Source organism: Aeoliella sp., assembly GCF_965227375.1.
In the GTDB taxonomy this organism is placed as follows: Bacteria; Planctomycetota; Planctomycetia; order Pirellulales; family Lacipirellulaceae; genus Aeoliella.
In genome coordinates this window covers 4288350-4306753 of the sequence record NZ_CBDDFX010000002.1, presented here as the reverse complement: position 1 = coordinate 4306753, position 18404 = coordinate 4288350, and the positions used below count along the sequence as shown (strand labels likewise).

The window sequence follows — 18404 nt, the reverse complement described above, 5'->3', positions numbered from 1 at the left end:
GCACTCCCCCTATCGATCCGTGTGTACCATGCCCTCCACGAAGAAGCGCAAAGCCAGCTCCTCGGTGCAAACTCCGCTGGAAACCTACCTGCGCGAAATCAACGAAACCGCCCTCCTGAGCGCCAAGGAAGAGAAGGAACTTGCCGTGCGCATCGGCGAGGGCGACGTATCGGCACGCGACCGCATGGTCCGCGCCAACCTGCGCCTGGTGGTGAACATCGCCCGCGGCTATTCCGGCAAGGGCCTGAGCCTGCAGGACCTGATCGAGGAAGGCAACCTCGGTCTGCTGCGAGCCGTGGAGGGTTTCGACCCCGCGATGGGCACCCGCTTCAGCACCTACGCCAGCTACTGGATCAAGCAGTCCATCAAGCGGGCGCTGATCAACACGGGCAAGACCATTCGCATTCCCGCGTACATGGTCGAGCTCTTGAGCAAGTGGCGCCGGGCGACCGCGCGGTTGACCGAGGAGTTGGACCGCACGCCCACGCCTGAAGAGATTGCCCGCGTGCTGGGGCTGCCGAAGAAGAAGCTGCCGATCATCAAGAAGGCGATCAAGATCTACAACGCCACGCCGCAGACCGATCAGGCGGAAGCCGGTTGGAGCCTGGGCGACTTGGTGATGGACGAACGGCAACGCACGCCGGACGACACGCTGGTCGAGTCTGACAGCCTGTATCATGTGATGCAGATGCTCAAGACCATGGACACCCGCGAGGCGACCGTGCTGAAGATGCGTTTCGGGCTGGAAGGCCACGAGCCGAAGACGCTGAAGGAAATCGGCGAACAACTGAGCCTCACCCGCGAACGGGTGCGTCAGATCGAAACCGAGGCCCTCAAGAAAATGGCCGCCGGCCTGGAAGATCCCCGCGATCGCAAGCTGCTGTTCGGAGCGACGAGCGAAGAAGAGTAACCACCCTGCGATCCGATCGCGCGAATGAGCAATGTCACAAACCGCCGAGAGCCAGCAGCGGAGCGAGGTTAGGGCGCTTCGTATCATCCTGCTCGCCTTCCTGGTTGGTTTGACGGCCGGGGCGCTCGGCGCTGCGTTCCACTACTGCCTGCAGCAGGCGTTTGCGCTGCATGAGGCCATTGCGGAGAAGTTCGCCGAACAGCAGGGCATGGCCGTACTGGCCGCCGCGCTATGTGGGGCCGCGATGGCGGGGGCGGCTTTTGTGCTGGTGCGGCGGTTTGCACCCGAGACCGCCGGCAGCGGAATCCAGGAGATCGAAGGGGCCGTGTCAGGCCAGCGCACGGTCGACTGGCTGCGGGTGCTGCCGGTGAAGTTCGTAGGTGGCGTGCTGGCGATCGGGGCGGGGTTGGTGCTGGGTCGCGAGGGACCGACGGTCCACCTCGGGGGCAGCATCGGCAAGATGATCGGCGAGAAGGCCAAGGCGAGCCCGGCGACCATCCACATTCTGCTCGCTTCCGGCGCCGCGGCCGGGCTGAGCGTGGCCTTCGGCGCACCGCTGGCGAGCATTCTGTTCGTCATGGAAGAAATGCGCGGGCGGTTCCGCTACACGTTCGTTTCGATTCACGCGGTAGGCGTTTCCTCCTTGACCGCCAAGGTGGTGGACGACCAAGTGTTCGGCTTGGGCCCGCTACTGCCGATCCGACTTCGGAGTTCGCTGGCCGAGGTGGTTCAATATCCGTCCGAGGTGGCCGAGTTCCTGCCAATCTTCATCGGCCTGGGGATGTTGCTAGGCGTTTGCGGCGCCGGCTTCAACGTTACCCTGTTGTCCTGCCTCGACGTGCTCGATCGATGTAGCGCCCGCACCATGTTCCTGTTCACCGCCTGCCTGGGCGGCGTCGCCGGAGCGTTGATGCTGCTCGCGCCTGGCGTGGTTGGAGGTGGGGAGACGTTGGTGCAATCGGTGTTCGCCGAAAAGTCGCACATCGGGTTCCTGCTGTTGCTGCTGGTGGCCCGCTGCGCGATGACGTTCCTGAGCTACGGCGCGGGCGTGCCGGGTGGGATCTTTGCGCCGATGCTGGCCATCGGTGCGCTGGTGGGAATGTGTTTCGGCACGGTGGCTCACATGCTGCTGCCTGAGTTGGTGTCGTACCCGGCCGCATTCGCCCTGGCGGCCATGGGCGGGTTGTTTGCGGCGACCGTGCGTGCCCCGCTGACCGGCATCGTGCTCGTTGCCGAGCTGACTTCCAGCTTCGGATTGCTGGGCCCACTACTCATTACCTGCATCACCGCCAGCATTACCGCCCAATTGCTCGGCAGCCGGCCGATCTACGAATCGCTGCTGGCGCGTACGCTGCAAAACGCCAACTCTTAGAATTGCAGAAACACCCTGTTCTGACGGCTCGAACTGATTGCCGGACTGGGCGCCACGCTTTACACTGTCGGTAGTGCTCAGGCTCTTCATCCTCCAAGTTCTCGGGAGGCCCGTGATGCGTTGCCGCTTGTGTTCCACTGTTGTGGCTGGGTTGTTGCTACTGCTTCCGCGATGCGCGATGGGGCTCGATATCCAACTGCAGTACATGCCGGGGAACAACTCGGAGAATCCCGCGTTCGATCCAATTGGCATCGGCCTGTTCGCCCAGCTCAATGCAGCGGCCAATCATTGGGAATCGATCATCACCACCAACCACACGCTGACCATTCAGTTCTGGTACGACGATCTCGACGAAACCACTTTGGCGGATGCGAAGCCGCTTGACTTCACCGACAACCGTGTCACTTTGGGGCGTATCCGTTTCGACACTCGCGACGAAGACAACGACCTCCGCCCCTGGTGGTTCGACAACACGCCATCGGACGACTCCGAATTCAACATGACGCACCATCCGTATTCGGTCGATGGTTCGTCGTCGCACTTTATCGGCACGCCGCTGGACGGGTTGGAGGTGGGCTACCGCGGCTTCGCCCCCTCGGGCCCCGCGAACGGCAGTTGGGATGTGCAGTCGACCGCGCTGCACGAGATTGGCCACCTGCTCGGACTTGCCTCGTCGCTACCCGACGCGGTGACCGAGACGGGCGACGGCACCTATGATTTGCCTCCAAGTCAGATGAACGGAAACACGGCCGAGGTGCGCCACGCGGTAGGCGACATTGCTCACATTCGGCCCAACCTGTCGCTGATGTGCACGCCGTGTGGTGCGCTGAGCGTGCGTCGGCGCCCGAGCGCGGTCGACATGCTGGCGGCGGCCACGGTGGGCAACTGGAATCTCGACTTCCCTCGCAAGATGTTCGTCGACGGCAAGAACTTCAACGCCGCGAGTGGTTGGCTCGACAGTCAACCGCCGAACTCTAGCGACGACGCCTACGTCGCGGCCGAGGGGTCATTCAACAGTCCGGTCGAACTTACCGCCAACGACACGGTGGGTACGCTCACCCTGCTCGATACTTATCTATCGACGGGGTCGCACCGGTTGACCGTCAACGGGCTGATGATGGTCGACGAGAATGGCACCTTCCGCGTGCCCGCCAGCGGTGAACTGGTGGCGCCCGATCTGTGGGTCAAAGACGGCAATCTCTCCCCCGGCGGCGGCCTGGTCAACGTCTCGGGCACGGTGACGATCGACGACGATGGATCGTTTCCTTTGGATTCGAACATGCAAGGCAATGGAACGATTCGTGTCGGCACGGGACTCATCAACGAAGGGACGATCCGCACCAGCGGCGGCACGTTGATTCTCACTTCACCATCGGCGCTTGACCCGCCGCTTCTCGATCTCGACGGTTTGATGGAACGCGGCGAGATCGATGTGAACAATGGGGACTTGATCGTCGAGCGGGGGCTAACCGATCCATTCGACGACTGGATTACCATCGGCGACGACGACACGGCGACCTTCATGGTGCCTTGGATCGTCGGCACCGGTGGCGAATTACGTCGTTCGGGCCTCGGCGGCGGAGTGGCCACACTCGCCGGCGCGGAGGTTACCGTCCAAGGCGAAGTCGTGGGCAGCCACCTCTTCGACATCACCGCACCGATTGTCTTCGAGTCGACTTCCGAGCTCAGTTGGCTCAGCGGCGAACCACCGATCCTGTATCTCTCCGGCGACACGACCTACCGCGGTCCCAACATCAACCCCGGCGGGCATATCATTCAGAATGGCGACGCGTTTGTGGAAGCGACCACGGTGATCGATCCCGACTTCTACGATTGGGACGGCGAGGGCTCGCCCTCCGATACCACGGTGACCAATGCCGTATTGCAGATCGCCTCATCGCAACTCGAATCGGGCGACCCGACGCTCAATGGCTACGGCGGTACGGCGACACTCATCAACGCCGCACTGCTGGTCACCACCGACGCCGAGTGGCGCCTCGATGGTACCATCGAGATGATGGACGGCACCGTGCGAGGGCGGGGCGTGCTCAATCACGGGAGCGTTCGCGGTGATGGACTCGTGATCAGCGCAACATTCACGAACGATGGCAGCGTGGTTGGCGCTTCGGGCGGCACCCTTACGCTGATGCCGCTCGATGCGTTTCCCGATCTCGACGGCGCGGGCGGCAATGGTGCGCTCCGCGCCACCGGCGGCGACATCTATGTGCCCGATGACAACGGAGCGCTGTTTGCCTTCACCGGAGTGCTGTCCATCAGCGACGGCTACGAGTATCGCATGGACCACCATGGGCTGCACCATCTTGGGTCAATGTCGATGAGTGGCGGGCGGTACGTGGCTCCCGAGTTTGTACACGAAGGTTCCTTGACCGTGCGAAACGTCGATTCCACGCTCGAGACGGTCGCCACCTTCGAAGACGCCAGCACTTCGCAATTGATTAACGCCAACCTGGTGATCGACGGCAATGCAACGTTCCATGCGTCGGCAAGCATGACGGGCAGCGGTGCGCTCGAGATCCTCAAAGGGAGCCACGTCGATGGGGAGGCCGAGCTGGACGTGCCGGTAGTCAACCGCGGCGAGCTGGCGCCCGGCTTCTCGGCTGGCAGCTTTGTGATCAACGAAGACTACACGCAGACGTTTTCTGGCGAACTATTCATGGAGATCGGAGGTCTTACCCCAGGCACTGAGCACGATGAACTTGTGGCGAGTAACTTGGACCTGGCCGGCGAGTTGATCGTCAGCCTGATCGGTGGCCACATGCCGGCCGCTGGTGCCGCTTACGATTTGCTCGATTTCAACGGCGTCGTGGGCACCTTCGATACCTTGACCTTCGAGCCGCTGCCCTTTGGTTTGCTGTGGGACGCTTCGATGCTGTACGTCTCCGGCGAGTTGCTCGTGGTCGAGGGCATCGCGGGCGACTACAACGACGACGGCGTGGTGAACGCAGCCGACTACGTCGTGTGGCGCAACAACCTGGGCGCTCCCGAGGGCACTCTGCCCAACGACACCGCCGGCGGAGACATTGGCGCGGCGCAATACGACGTCTGGAAAAAGAACTTCGGAGCCGTACTGCCAGCCGCAGTTGCCAACTCCCGCGTACCCGAGCCCAGCGCGCTGGTGCTGCTGGCGTTGGCGGCGATGGCCGCAGGTGTGGGGCGAGTTCGGCGACTGTGGGAGTAGCAAATGTTCTGGAGTGCTTAGCGTCTGGACAGATTCTCTAGTCTATGCCAAGAAAACTGGCCGAACGACGAATGGCAAGGCTGACAGTCGAGTCTCAACTACAGCGAAGCCAATGAAAAAAGTCGGCAAGACAATTCTGACGATCCTCGTCATCACTACTCTAGTGCTGGGAATTCGTCGGCTGCTTTCACACTATGATCCCCGAGTGCGTGTCGGTAGCGAGTGCAGCATTCCGGCCATTGCAACGCAGCAGATGCTGTTCGCCGATGATTTTGAGGAGCCATCCATCCAAGAGTTTTGGGCGGAACCCGACGCCGGCAGCGGACGTTACGAACCCGGGGCGGTCGCGACCACGAATGAGCGAGATGCACGAAACGGAACGGGGTGTGTGAGCATTACGCTTCGCGAAGGCGACGTGAGCGATGGCAACAACAACGAGCGCGCGGAACTTGACTCAGGGAAGCACCCATTCCTGGGCAGAACGATCCGCTATCAGTTTTCGATCCTAATTCCGAACGACTTTCCACAGATCGAGAATCGTCTAGTGATCGCACAATTCAAGCAGAAGTCGTATCACAATGGTCCAATTGTCGCTCAACGTTTCCGCGGCGGTCGTCACTACTTGAGCATCAGAACGATTGATCGAGTGCTCGACGGAAGGCGATACTTTCCACTTCCGGACCTGGTGCCCGAGGTATGGCACGACATGGACTATCTGATTCGCTACGCAACGGACGACAGTGGCTTTGTGAGCGTTAAGATGGATGGCGAGGAGGTAGTGCGATATTGTGGGCCGACAGCATCAACTCAAGGCCGGAATAGTTTCTATAACAAGATCGGTCTCTATCGTGATCGCTGGCCTGATCCGATGACCATCTTTTTTGACGATTACAGGCTGTCCGAAGTCGAAACCAGCCGTGCGCACCGCTCGCCAGACTTGGAGCCTGAGGAAGACGCTACTCCCGAAGATTAGTAGACTGGTTAACATGGCCAAACTAGTCGCGCGTTGCGGTGCTACTACCTGTATGGAAGCGAGTTGATTATGGATTTGCCAGAGCAGTCGATCAACAAGTGGCAGGAGTCGTTCAGCTCCAATGAGTGGACCTCGTCGATGCTGTGCAAGCGGCTGTTGCGCCGCATTGAACAGATCGATGCCGCTGGGCCGACCTTGCGAAGTGTGATCGAGGTGAATCCCGATGCGCTCCAGATTGCTTCGTCACTCGACGAAGAGAGGAGTAGCCAGGGGGCTCGAGGGCCATTACATGGTGTGCCCATCGTGGTGAAGGACAGCATCGACTCCGGCGATCGGATGATGACGACCGGCGGGTCGTTGGCGCTCAGCGGCAACTACGCGGAGCGGGATGCGGAGGTGGTCCGCCGCCTCCGCGAGGCGGGGGCGGTGTTGTTGGCGAAGACCAACATGAGCGAATGGGGCTACATGCGATCCAGTCGAGCTTGCAGCGGCTGGAGCAGCCGGGGGGGGCAAACGCGCAACCCTTATGTGCTTGATCGTAGTCCGCTCGGGTCGAGCAGTGGATCGGGTGTGGCGGTTGCCGCCAACCTGTGCGTGGTGGCCATCGGAGCGGAAGTCGACGGATCGATTGTTCGACCCGCATCGGCCAACGGCATCGTGGGCCTGAAACCCACGGTCGGGCTGGTGAGCCGGTGCGGTGTCATGGGAGTCGCCGAGCCGCAGGACACCGTCGGTCCCATGGCCCGAAGTGTGGCCGACGTTGCCACGGTGATGAACGTCATCGCTGGCACCGACTCGGAAGATGCAGCAACCGCCGACGCTGATACTCAGCGGCCGGTCGACTATTGCGCCGCCCTGCAGTCCGACGCGCTCCGCGGGTCCAGGCTGGGAGTCGCCAGGGAGTGCTTCTCCGATCATGAGGGAACGCGCGCGGTGATCGAACAGGCCATCGACACTTTGAAGCAACTGGGTGCCGAGATTGTCGATCCGATTCACGCCACGACCTTGCCGTTCTTCGGACCGCTGGAATTGGAATTGTTCCAGTACGGCATCAAAGCGAACATCAATGCCTATCTGGCGGACCACCCTAATTCGCGCGTCCGGAACTTCGACGAGCTTGTTGAGTTCAACCGAAAACACGCCGCGGAAGTCATGCCGTACTTCGAGCAGGAGTTTTTTGAGATGGCACAGCGCAAGGGTGATTGGAACGACGCGCGATGCATGGAGGTCAGGAGCGAGTTGCGTCGTCTGTCACGAACCGACGGCATCGACAGGGCGTTGGCCGAACATCGCTTGGACGCCATCATTGCTCCCACGGAAGGATCACCGCCATTCGCAATCGACCCCGTGGTCGGCGACCACATCCTACCCTTCGGCTGCTCCACCCCGCCCGCGGTTGCCGGCTATCCCCACATCACCATACCCGCCGGATTTGTGCACGGACTACCAGTCGGGTTGTCCTTCTTCAGCACAGCCTTCGAGGACGCCAAGCTCATCGGGTACGCATACGCTTTCGAGCAAGCCACCCACGCGCGTCGCTCGCCTGAGTTCTTGTCGACGGTTTCTTAGCGTTGCAAGTTGCTGCTGTCAAAAAATCGCGGTTGAATTCGCCCCACCGCGTGGTCTAATAGCAGGTGGTGTTATGTATAGGTAGGCGGCAAGTCATCCCCGTAGCTGCCGTCGCCAGACGGCGGATGCGTTTGGAAGAGTTTTCGGGGGCGCGCCGATGCTGCGCGGTTGAGTAGGACCACGATCCGGCGAGCGGCGTTTCGGAACTTCGTTCGGCGGAGCGAACGGCCACTATCCGGGTTTTGCCCCAAGGGAAACATGCGGGGAACAACGCGAGGAGTTGTGTCGCACCCCCCGAGTGGTTTGATCGAGAAAACAAGGGGGTTTTGTCCCTGGAAGGTGACCAACTCGCTTGGAGTTTTGGGCCAATGGATCGATTTCGGGGACAAAACCCCTGGGGCAAAACCCCTGCAGACCGCGAGCCGGCTCGCGGTGGTGTATTTCCCATAACCCTCAAAACCCCTACTTTGCTTGACGGTTAAGATTTTCCCTGTCTAGCATGGAGTAGCGCACGGAAACTTCCGACCAAGAAGGGTAGGGCAATTTATGCCTCGACTGTTCACAACCTTGTCACTCGTAACTTTGTCACGCTCGGTGCTGTCGCTGGCGGTGCTGGCGTTTGTGGGTGGGGATTGGGCCTGTGCCCAACCGTCTGGTGGCGGGAACCCCACGTACCAGCGCAGTCGCCAGGGATCGTCGTACGATCACGGCGGCGACCACCGCTCGGGCGAGCACAACTACAACCACGATCGCGGTCACCACGGCAAGTACCAGAAGTCGCGTTGGAATCATCGACACCAGAGATACAACCCACCGCAAGTATCGAGCGGGTCTTTCCAACGACCTTATCCCTATCACTTGGACTACTACCGCATGCGTTGGGGCGGAAGCTACGAACCCTACTTTGGCAACTTGTATGGTCCGCCCAACGTGGTGTTGGGAGTTCCCTACTACTACGGTGGCGGAGCCTTCTATGGCGATGGAGGCAACTTTGGCGGCGGTGGGCGTGGCTACTATGATGGCGGCGTGCCCGTAACACCTTATCAAGCGGCGCCGATGCCGGTTGAGTGATCGCTCAGCGGATTCCCCCTTTTGCAAGGAAGCAAATCGAATGAAACGCCTACTGTTGCTGGTGTGTGTGGTGGGTATGACCCACACGACAAGTTGGGCCGGTGCGCCGCGACCTGCTCAGCGAGCAACATACAACGCTCCGCGAGCAACGCACAACGCGCAGCGAGCAACCTACAATGCGCCCTGCGCGACACCCTATCAGGCGTATCCGCAGACGTATGCACCGCAGCCATTCCGCTGGGGATGGTTCGGCGCGGAGCACTATCAACCCGCGCCGCGAACACATCGCGACTTCGCCGATGGCGTCTGGCAGTGGCAGTACTACAGGTAAGCGAGCTTACCGCAAGAAGCCGATGTTGAAGCTGAACACCTGAGTGTCGTCGAAGGCGGCCTTGGCAACCGGGAAGGCGAAGTCGAGCGCGATCGGCGCCGGGCCCATCGCAGGCACGGTGATTCGCAGACCGAAGCCTGGCGAGACACGGAAGTCGTTGATCTCGACCTTCGGCTCAACGGTACCGAAGTCGCAGAACACCACGCCGTGCAACATGTCGTCGGCCGTGACCGGGAACATGTACTCGACGGAGTTGATCCAGCTAAACTCACCACCCACTTCCACGCCGCCGGATACCGGAGAAGCACCACGGAAGTCGAAACCACGCAAGGTGGAGAAACCACCAGCGAAGAAGTTCTCGTAGATGGGAGTGTTGCTGCCGGTGTAGTCGACTTGAGTGACCATGCTCACCACGTGTCGGCCTGAATGGTCAGCACGTTCGCGAACGAGGAAGTACTTCTTGTAGTCGAAGCCGACGCGAGGATAATCGAACGTGCCGATCACCTGCTCGCCGTAGATTTCCATGTAGTGACCCTGCGTGGCGAGGAACGCGCTATCGCGGGTGTCGTTGATGATGCCGAGCCGGAACCCGTGCAGGATGTTATCGCCGAGCACCTCGGCCAGTTGAGGTTCGCCGGGATTCGAAGGGTTGCGAATGTTGACGTTCTCCGCCCGGTAGGTGAAGTTGGTCGACACGTCGCTCTGCACCCATTGATAACCCCAACCAATGCGGCCGCCGAGGCGTTGTTCGTCCCAGTCGGTGTAGCGTCGGTCGAAGTACGAGCCGGACAAACTCAAGCTAACATTGGTGCCCAGGAAGAAGGGCTCCTGGAAGCTGGCCAAGTAGCGTTGTACTTGCGAACCGGGGGCGGCTTCCAGTCGGAAGCGTTGCCCGCCACCGCGCCAGGCGGTGCCATCGGCGATGTCCTGCCAACTGCGCGGAGGACGGCGCCAGTCGAAGTTACGCTCGTCGAGCATGATCTGACCGACCACGCCAGCGTTCGAGTTAACACCCACGCCGAGCAGGAAGCGGCCGGTCTGGGTTTCCTGCAAGTCGACGAACACGTCGACTTCGGGTTGAGTGTAGCTCGGCAGGCCGTTCGCGCCGGGTACGACCAACTGGTCGGCCGGGTAGGGCGTGATCGCTTCGGCCGGCGGCAGCGGCAGTGCTTGCGGTGGCAGTCCGGGTGGCGGAATTTCGTTCACGTACTGAGCTTGTTGCACGCGGGGGTCCACGACCGGCGCGTTGCTTGGCGAAGTCGGTTGAACCACCTGGCCGCCGACACCGGAGAGCACGTCCGCAGCGCTACGTGGCGTGGCGGTGCTGCCGGCGCTCCACCCGACCTGGGCGGGGGTGCTGCCGCTGTTCTGCCCGCGATACACCGGCTCGCTTCCAAGCGAAGCGGGCGTTATCGCCGGGGCGGGCTGGTAGGGACTAGCGGACTGGACGTTCAGTTGCTGGTACGCCGTGTTGGTCACTGGCCGGCTGGCTGCATGGTAGTCATCGACCGCAGGCTTACGCACTTCGTGAACCTGACGTTGCTGCGTCGCTGGTTGCGGTGCGGCCGGCTGCGGCGGAGCAATCGGTTTCATATTCGGATCGAAGTACAAATGCACATCCATGCCCGAATCGATGTCAGCCGAGTAGTTGGGTCGTTCCACCTCGTAGGTGCCCGGCTTGCCCGGCACGGCGTTGTACTCCGGCTCGGGCGGGCTTTGCCCACGCACCATCGGTTGCTGGCCAGTGGCGATCATTTCGTTGTCGACTTCAGGGATGCGGAAGGAGATCTTCGGATAGATGTTCCGTGCCGCATCGGTATGGAACAGGCTGCTAGCCTGCAAGCGTCGCTCGCTGGCCCGCACTTCGCGGATATCCATAATCTCCCCCGGCTTGATCGACAGGCGATTCAAAGCGGTGCTGATTTTGGTGTGTGGATTGTCGCCACCAATGTGCACGAACACACGGCCCACGCGGAACTGCTTGCCTTCGTCGATGCTGTAGACCAGGTCGACCTTGCCAGGTTCGTCCAGGTAACGGACGTCGGCGTTAATGTCGGCAAACACGTAGCCTCGGCTGCCGTAGAGTTCCTTGAGCCACTCGACGTCGCCCGTCAGATGGTCGCGCTCGAAGGTTTGCGCGCCTTGGAGCTTCAAACCTGCTTGGAGGTCCTTGGTGGCAAACAAACGATTGCCCATGAAGGAGACGTTTCGCACACTCGATTGCGGACCTTCGTGGATGATCCAGCGGATCGTGGCCTTGGTATCGCTGGCATTCCACTCAATCTTGGGACTGACCGACGCCTGAAAGAACCCAAACCGACGGTAGTAGTCGGTCAAGAGTCTCTGATCGGCTTCGATTCCATTCTTATCGACGTACCCTTTGAACAACCCGAACAGCATGCCCTGCTTGGTTTTGACTTTGTGCTTCAACTGGCCATCGGTGGCGAATCGGTTGCCTTCGAATCGCACCTTCGACACTTTTTGCTGCGGACCCTCGTTGATCGTGTAGACCACGGCCTGATCGTCCGAATTCAGCCCCTCGACGATCTGCACCTGCACTCGGTTAAATCCGTTGTCCTTGTACATCTGGACAATACGGCTGCGGCCTTCTTCCACCTGATAGGGGCTCAAGGCTCCACCTTCTTCCAGGCCGGTCTCTTTTCGCAGCTTCGTGTCCTTAATGCTCTTGTTACCCAGGAACTGCACGATACGAATCGTGGGTCGTTCCACGACTTTGAAGATCACGGTCAGCCCGCCATCGCTGTGCTGCGTGTAGGTTTCGACGTTCACAAACCATGGCAAATCGAGCAGCTTCTTGACGTCGCGTTGCACGAGGTTCGGGTCGTAGGGCCGTCCAATGCGGGAGTCTATTTGCGAAAGAACTTTCACCTTGGGGACAGTCCGTGCGCCTTCGACCCGGATATCCGTCACCACTTCGTTGGTGGAGGAAAGCGAAGGACCGCCAGCGGCCTGAGGCTTTTCCTCGCGCCCAAAAATGCTGCCAGCCAGGTCGCCGGCGCTCATGCTGCCTTGTCCAGCGGCAGGCAAAGCGGTTCCACAAATTGCCACGCACACCATGAACAACTGCCTTGCCGCTTTGTAAGCGGACGGGAGTTGAGTAGGCGTTTGGAGCGAAAAAACTCGGTCGTTTGGAGTGCTCATTCGAGAAGACTCGTTCAGAGGAGATCGGCTGCTGCATGGGGACACCGGACCTGCCGCGCACGTTGCGGCGCAGGACCATCTCCGCAGCGGGGGCAAGGGATACCTAAATCCGGCGTGTGCGGCAATACCGCTCGTGCGGCGGTTCGTTGCTTCGTCGAAGGTTTTCGGCACGAGCAGGAGTTTTTGTGCGAACGCGCCGGGAGAGTGATTGCGGCACAGCACGTCACTGCTTGCATCGCACCTTGCCCAAACTGCCCCGGCGGACTTAGTGGGTGTGCGGAGGGCCGCCTGCCGGGTAGCATGGCGGCTGCTCTGCGACGTGATGCACGTGTTGCCCTCGGCCCCAAGGAGAGTCGATCGATGTCCACCACTTACACGCTTCGCCTGGATGAGATCGATGGCACCCATGTAGCCGTCGGTGGTGGCAAGGGAGCTTCCTTAGGCGAGTTGGTCCATGCTGGCATTCCGGTGCCCGCGGGGTTTGTCGTCACGCGGCCTGCGTTCGATGCCTTCATGGCGTCTGCCGATCCCGAGGGCAGGGTGGCGAGTTGGCTAGCGGAGGTAGAGTCGGGCGGCAACTCGCCAGCCGATGCGGCCAAAGCCATTGCCGAGTTCCTGGCCGGCGCGCCGATTCCGGAGGATATCTCCTCAGCAATCCAATCGGGTGTAGACAGCTTGGCCGCTGACCGAGTATCCGTTCGCTCCAGTGCAACCTGCGAAGACGGAACCGCTACCGCTTGGGCGGGGCAGCTCGAGACATTTCTCGACATAAAGCCCGCGGAGGTCGTCTCGCAGGTGAAGCAGTGTTGGCTCTCCATCTACCACGCTCGCGCGCTGGCGTACGGCGCGGCGCATGGTTATGGCGGCGACCAGTTCGGCGTGGCCGTGGTGGTTCAACAGATGGTGGCCAGCGAGGTCTCAGGCATTGGCTTTTCGGTCCATCCCGTGACACAGGAGCCCGACCTGCGATTGATCGAAGCCTGCTTCGGACTCGGCGAGGCAATCGTCTCGGGTACGATTGTGCCCGACCAGTTCGTGGTGAAGCGCGGGGCCAAGGAGATCGTCGAAAGCGTTCGAGGCAATCAGCGGCAGGGACTGTTCCTGGAGCCGAACCAGCCGGAACCCCAGTGGCGAGATCTGGGGCCGCGCGGCGCCGAAGCAAAGTTGACCGAAGCGCAAGTGCTGGAGTACGCCAAGTTGCTCGACCAGATCGAAGACCACTATGGTTTTCCCGTCGACACGGAGTGGGCGCTCGCAGAAGGTCGGTTCCAAGTGCTGCAGGCTCGCCCGATCACGACGCTCGCCAAGGAGTATCGCGAGGCGATTGTCGATACCAGCGAGTCGTGGTGGCGTGGTTTTCGCCGTCCCTTGGCGCTGCTGGAGGCTTCCATCATTTCGCACTGGGTGGATAGCCGTCACTCAGGCGCTGAGTTCGACTTTCATCTCGATCGTTTCATGGCAATCGAGGATGCATCGGATCTGACGACCATGTTCTACTCCCCCGGTGCGTTTGATGCTGCCGTCGAGCACATCCGCACGCTGGACAAGACAGATCGTCCGCGACTTATTGCTATTCTGGAACGTGGCGTAGAATTTTATCGCCAAGAACACGAGAGGATAGAACACGGCGAGAGCTTTGCGAGCTTCGACGAAGCTGCCGAGCGGCTCGTGGAGATCGGGAAGTACACCACCAGTTTTCCCGCCATGACGTTGATGGCGCTCGATGCTGGGCATATTGATGACCCACGGGTTCGCGAGTTGGCAGAGCAATTACGTTCGCATTCACTCTATCCACCGTTTGCAAGCAAATTGATCAATCCGATGGCACAAGCCTGGGTCAAGGACCTCGGGTTTTCGGAGCCTGACCGCGCGCAGCATCTAGTCACGTGGCGTGAATTGCACCAAGAGAGCATTGACCTCGCTACGCTCGAAGGTCGACTGGAGGCCATTCAGCAAGGCTACCGCTACGTGTACCAGATGCTGGGAGAGGAAGAGCGAGTCGACTTCGTCTCGGAAACGGGTTACTTGCTAATGCGCGAAGCCGGACAACGGCAAATGGTTCCCACCGACGATCCGGACTGTCTGTCAGGAATGGGAGCCTGGCCGGGAGTTCACCGGGGCCGAGCCAAGGTGGTGCTATCCTCCGAACCAGAAGGTTACGAACTGGAGGATGGGGACGTGCTCGTATCGATTCAATCGAATCCGAACCTGATGCCGCTACTGCGACACGCCGGAGCCATCGTGACCGACGACGGCGGCGTCGCCTGCCACGCTGGCATCATCTGCCGCGAGTTGAAGATCCCCACGATCATCGGCACCGAGCGGGCGACCTCCGTCATACACGACGGCGACTTGGTGGAGGTGGATGCGATCGACCAGGTGGTCAGGATTCTAGAGCGAGCCGGAGGCAAGTGAAACGGGTGATGGTTGCTGCGATATGAGAAAGCCTCCCAGACGAATTGCATTCTTCGGTTCGAGTTCCATTTACGGAACCGCGGATGACGAAGTCGGAGGATTCGTCAACCGCTTCCGCCTCTGGTACGAGGCGATCGACTCCCAGCACCGCGTCTACAACCTGGGCATTTGGGGCGAACAGACTCGCAGTTTGATCGATCGCATCGTACCCGAAGCCGCCAGGCGTCGGCCTCAGTTGATAATGGTCTACCCAGGCTTCAACGATTGCCGGCGGGATGGTTCCTCGGACCGCCCGAATACAGTCGCGTTGGATCCGTATCGCGAGGCGATGCGCCAGCTGATCTCGAATGCGCAAACCGTTGCCGAGACCGTCGTCATCACGGGCTACCCGTTCGACGAAACGAATACCACACCGTATATCGGCACCGAGAGCTACTACTTGCTCTGCGACGCGGAACTGTATAGCGATGTACTACGCACTGTCGCGAAAGAGCGCGAAGCGAGCGTGCTAGACTTCTTCGCGCAACTTCAAGGCGAAGCGATACATCCCTTGCTCGCACCAGACGGACTGCACTGCAACTCCCGAGGACATGAGTTGCTCTTCAGTCTCACCAGAAACTTTGTGTGCGACATGTTTGACTTGGGCAGCGGAGGTTGACCCGCCCATGTCGTCACTTACTAAAACTCGTCGCCACCGCCCCCGTAGTGAGAGAACTCTTCGTGCGGCGCCGGGGCGGCGTTGGTGAATCGCGTGAAGTCGTGCAGCCAGGTGAGCTTCACGTCGCCGGTCGGGCCGTTACGCTGCTTGCGCACCAACAGGTCGGCCTCGCCGCGTACGCGTTCGCGGTCTTCGTCGTTGGTCTGATAGTATTCCTCGCGGTGCACGAACATTACCACGTCGGCGTCCTGCTCGATGGCTCCCGATTCACGCAGGTGGCTCAGCGCGGGCTTGTTGTCTCGCGTCGCTTCCACTTGACGGTTGAGCTGCGCCAAGCAGAGCACCGGAACCGCCAGCTCGCGAGCGAGCATCTTCAACCGGCGGGCGATCTTTGAAACCTGCTCCTGCCGCGGGTCGCGAGAGTTGTCCGGCTCGATGAGCTGCAGATAGTCGATCACGATCAGCGACAGCCCGTGGCGGCGTTTCAGTCGGCGGGCGGCGGCCGAGATTTCGGTCATCGTGCGGCCGGGCGTGTCGTCGACGTACAGCGGCGCGGTGCTCACCTCGTTGGCGGTGCGAATTAGCAGTTGGCTCTCTTCCTTGCTGATGTGCCCGTTACGCAGGCGGTGTCCATTCACCTTGGCTCGCGAGCAGAGCAGCCGGTCGCCCAATTCGAGCTTCGACATTTCGAGGCTCACGAACAAGGTCGGCGCCTGGCAGTCGACCGATACGTGCTCGACCATGTTCAAAGCGAGCGCCGTCTTGCCCATACTAGGACGGGCGGCCAGGATCAGGAGTTCGTTAGGATGCAGCCCGCCGGTCATCTCGTCGAAGTCGTGAAAGCCCGTCTCGACGCCGCCGGCCGCATGATCGTTCTTCATGCGGGCGTCGATCCGCTCGAGCGCTTCATGCAGCACTTCGCGAATCGAAGCGACCTGAGTGTTACCCTTCTCTTCCAGGATGGAGAACACCCGCTCTTCGGCGCGACTGAGCATCTCGCGGGGGTCGATCGTCGGATCGTACGAGTCGCGAATAATGTCGGTGCTGGCGTGGATCAACGACCGCAGCGTTGCTTTTTCGTGAACGATCTTGGCGTAGTACTCGGCGTGAGCAGCGGTGGGTACCGCCTCGCCTAGCTCCGCGATGTACGACGAGCCACCGACCATATCGAGATCGCCCGAATCACGCAGGAACTGCAGCAGCAGCATTGGGTCGATCTGCTTGCCGTCTTCGTGCATCTCGACGTAGCGCTGATAGATCCGCGCATGGGCGTCGTCGTAGAAGTCGTCGGCACGCAAGATCATGGCGACTTCGTCGAACTTCTCGGGCAGGATCAGCAGGCTGCCCAGCACGCCGCGTTCGGCCTCGATCGACTGAGGCATCTTGCGGTCCAGCAGGCCATCGGCTTCCTGGGATCGCGGCTTGTCGTCCTTGCGGTACGAATCGTTGCGACGGTCGTCTGCCACAGCGCACACTCCCTTCCTGCGACTGTTTCGATAAGCCAGTCCCCTCTCCCGGACCCTCACCTTGGGTAAGGGCCCGGGAGAGGGGACGATGCAAAGGGCCGAGGCGTCAAATCTACTCGTCGGTGGCGACGGTTGGCACCACCCACACCTTGATCTCGCCTTCCACCTCGGCGGACAGGCGGACCTTCACGGTGTAGAGGCCCAGTTCCTTCAGCACGCCTTCGAGGCGAATTTGATCGGCGTGGAGATTGATGTCGTTCTTCTTGAGAGCCGCCACAATCTCAGGCGCGCCAACGCTGCCGTACAGATGGCCATCTTCGGTGGCGTTAGCCTCGATGGTAACGCTTTGCTTGGCGATTTCGGCGGCGTAGTTTCGCAGCTCGGCCTGACGCGCCAGCTCAATTTGCTGCAGCTTGACCTTGTGCTTCTCGACCATCCGCTGATGATGCTCGGTGGCAATGGTCGCCAAGCCTTGGGGAATGAGGTAGTTCAGGGCGTAGCCACGCTTCACTTCGACCACCTCGCCCTGCTTGCCCAGATCGGGAACCGACTGGATCAACAGCAGTTGAATGCCTCCGTGAGGACCGGTGGGAAGACGCTTGAAGCCCTTGTTCTTACGCTTGACTTTGGTTTGCATGGCTCGTTGGTCGCTGACAGGTTCAGTTGTATGTGTTGCCTGGGGAGCAGGCTCAGTTTATTTACGTCAAACGAATCTTTTTGTGTTGCGATTAGCGAGTCTCAAGTTCTGCACTGAGCTTAGCCATCGCAACACGAAAAGTTCGGCTTGACCAGAGACTAGAACGGGATCTCGTCGTCTGGTGGCATGCTGGGGGGCGGCGAGTAGTCGTCGTAGCCGCCACCGCCGGAACTGGCGGCCGGCTGTCGTTGCGGGGCGCTGCGGCCACCGCCACCGCCTCCTCCGCCACCACCGCCGAGCATTTGCATCTTCTCGCCGATGATCTTGATCTTCGACCGCTTCTGACCGTCCTTTTCCCACGTGTCGTACTTCAGACGGCCCTCGATCAGTAGCGACGAGCCCTTGCTCAAGTACTCGTTGGCCACCTCGGCCGTGCGCGCCCACAGGGTGACGTCGAAGAAGTTCACCTCGTCCACCCACTGATCGTTCTTCTTCACCCGCTCGTTCACGGCCATGCCGATCTCGGCCACTGCGGTTCCGCTGGGAAGGTAGCGCAGCTCAGGATCGCGGGTCAGGTTGCCGACCAGAATCACTCGATTGAAGCTAGCCATGCTGTGCCTCGTCCGTGGGGATGGGATCAG

At 60.7% G+C, this 18404-nt stretch carries 13 protein-coding genes; 9 read left to right on the top strand and 4 right to left on the bottom strand.

Annotation, left to right across the window (positions count from 1 at the left end; all coding sequences use genetic code 11):
• The first annotated feature begins 28 nt into the window (after nt 1-28).
• From ACQK2L_RS29805 to ACQK2L_RS29775, 7 genes are all read left to right on the top strand, one after another.
• Complete coding sequence (locus ACQK2L_RS29805) at nt 29-910, top strand: sigma-70 family RNA polymerase sigma factor (protein WP_425400701.1); 882 nt, start codon at nt 29-31, stop codon at nt 908-910.
• A 31-nt stretch (nt 911-941) separates the two neighbouring features.
• A complete protein-coding gene (gene clcA, locus ACQK2L_RS29800) occupies nt 942-2282 on the top strand; it encodes a H(+)/Cl(-) exchange transporter ClcA (protein ID WP_425400700.1) in 1341 nt (446 codons plus the stop codon).
• 115 nt (nt 2283-2397) lie between these two features.
• Nucleotides 2398-5481, top strand: a complete 3084-nt coding sequence (locus ACQK2L_RS29795) for a PEP-CTERM sorting domain-containing protein (RefSeq protein ID WP_425400699.1) — start codon at nt 2398-2400, stop codon at nt 5479-5481.
• A 112-nt stretch (nt 5482-5593) separates the two neighbouring features.
• Entirely contained in the window at nt 5594-6454 is an 861-nt protein-coding gene (locus tag ACQK2L_RS29790; protein ID WP_425400698.1) for a heparin lyase I family protein, read from the top strand.
• Nucleotides 6455-6523: 69 nt separating this feature from the next.
• On the top strand, nt 6524-8023 hold the full coding sequence (locus ACQK2L_RS29785; protein WP_425400697.1) for an amidase: 1500 nt from the start codon (nt 6524-6526) through the stop codon (nt 8021-8023).
• 546 nt (nt 8024-8569) lie between these two features.
• Entirely contained in the window at nt 8570-9094 is a 525-nt protein-coding gene (locus tag ACQK2L_RS29780) for a hypothetical protein (RefSeq protein WP_425400696.1), read from the top strand.
• 40 nt (nt 9095-9134) lie between these two features.
• Nucleotides 9135-9425: a hypothetical protein gene (locus ACQK2L_RS29775; RefSeq protein WP_425400695.1), complete on the top strand. Its 291-nt coding sequence runs from the start codon at nt 9135-9137 to the stop codon at nt 9423-9425.
• A gap of 6 nt (nt 9426-9431) precedes the next feature.
• Here ACQK2L_RS29775 and ACQK2L_RS29770 read toward each other — a convergent pair whose 3' ends face one another.
• Complete coding sequence (locus tag ACQK2L_RS29770) at nt 9432-12587, bottom strand: BamA/TamA family outer membrane protein (RefSeq protein ID WP_425400694.1); 3156 nt, start codon at nt 12585-12587, stop codon at nt 9432-9434.
• Between the two features lie 360 nt (nt 12588-12947).
• On the opposite strand from ACQK2L_RS29770, the gene ACQK2L_RS29765 reads away from it, so the two are divergent.
• Nucleotides 12948-15002, top strand: a complete 2055-nt coding sequence (locus tag ACQK2L_RS29765; protein ID WP_425400693.1) for a PEP/pyruvate-binding domain-containing protein — start codon at nt 12948-12950, stop codon at nt 15000-15002.
• Between the two features lie 22 nt (nt 15003-15024).
• Complete coding sequence (locus ACQK2L_RS29760) at nt 15025-15660, top strand: SGNH/GDSL hydrolase family protein (protein WP_425400692.1); 636 nt, start codon at nt 15025-15027, stop codon at nt 15658-15660.
• A gap of 20 nt (nt 15661-15680) precedes the next feature.
• Here ACQK2L_RS29760 and dnaB read toward each other — a convergent pair whose 3' ends face one another.
• The 3 genes from dnaB to ssb form a co-directional block, all read right to left on the bottom strand.
• Complete coding sequence (dnaB, locus tag ACQK2L_RS29755; protein WP_425400691.1) at nt 15681-17126, bottom strand: replicative DNA helicase; 1446 nt, start codon at nt 17124-17126, stop codon at nt 15681-15683.
• Nucleotides 17127-17238: 112 nt separating this feature from the next.
• A complete protein-coding gene (rplI, locus tag ACQK2L_RS29750) occupies nt 17239-17763 on the bottom strand; it encodes a 50S ribosomal protein L9 (RefSeq protein WP_425400690.1) in 525 nt (174 codons plus the stop codon).
• A 158-nt stretch (nt 17764-17921) separates the two neighbouring features.
• Nucleotides 17922-18374: a single-stranded DNA-binding protein gene (gene ssb / locus ACQK2L_RS29745; protein ID WP_425400689.1), complete on the bottom strand. Its 453-nt coding sequence runs from the start codon at nt 18372-18374 to the stop codon at nt 17922-17924.
• Between the last annotated feature and the right edge of the window lie 30 nt (nt 18375-18404).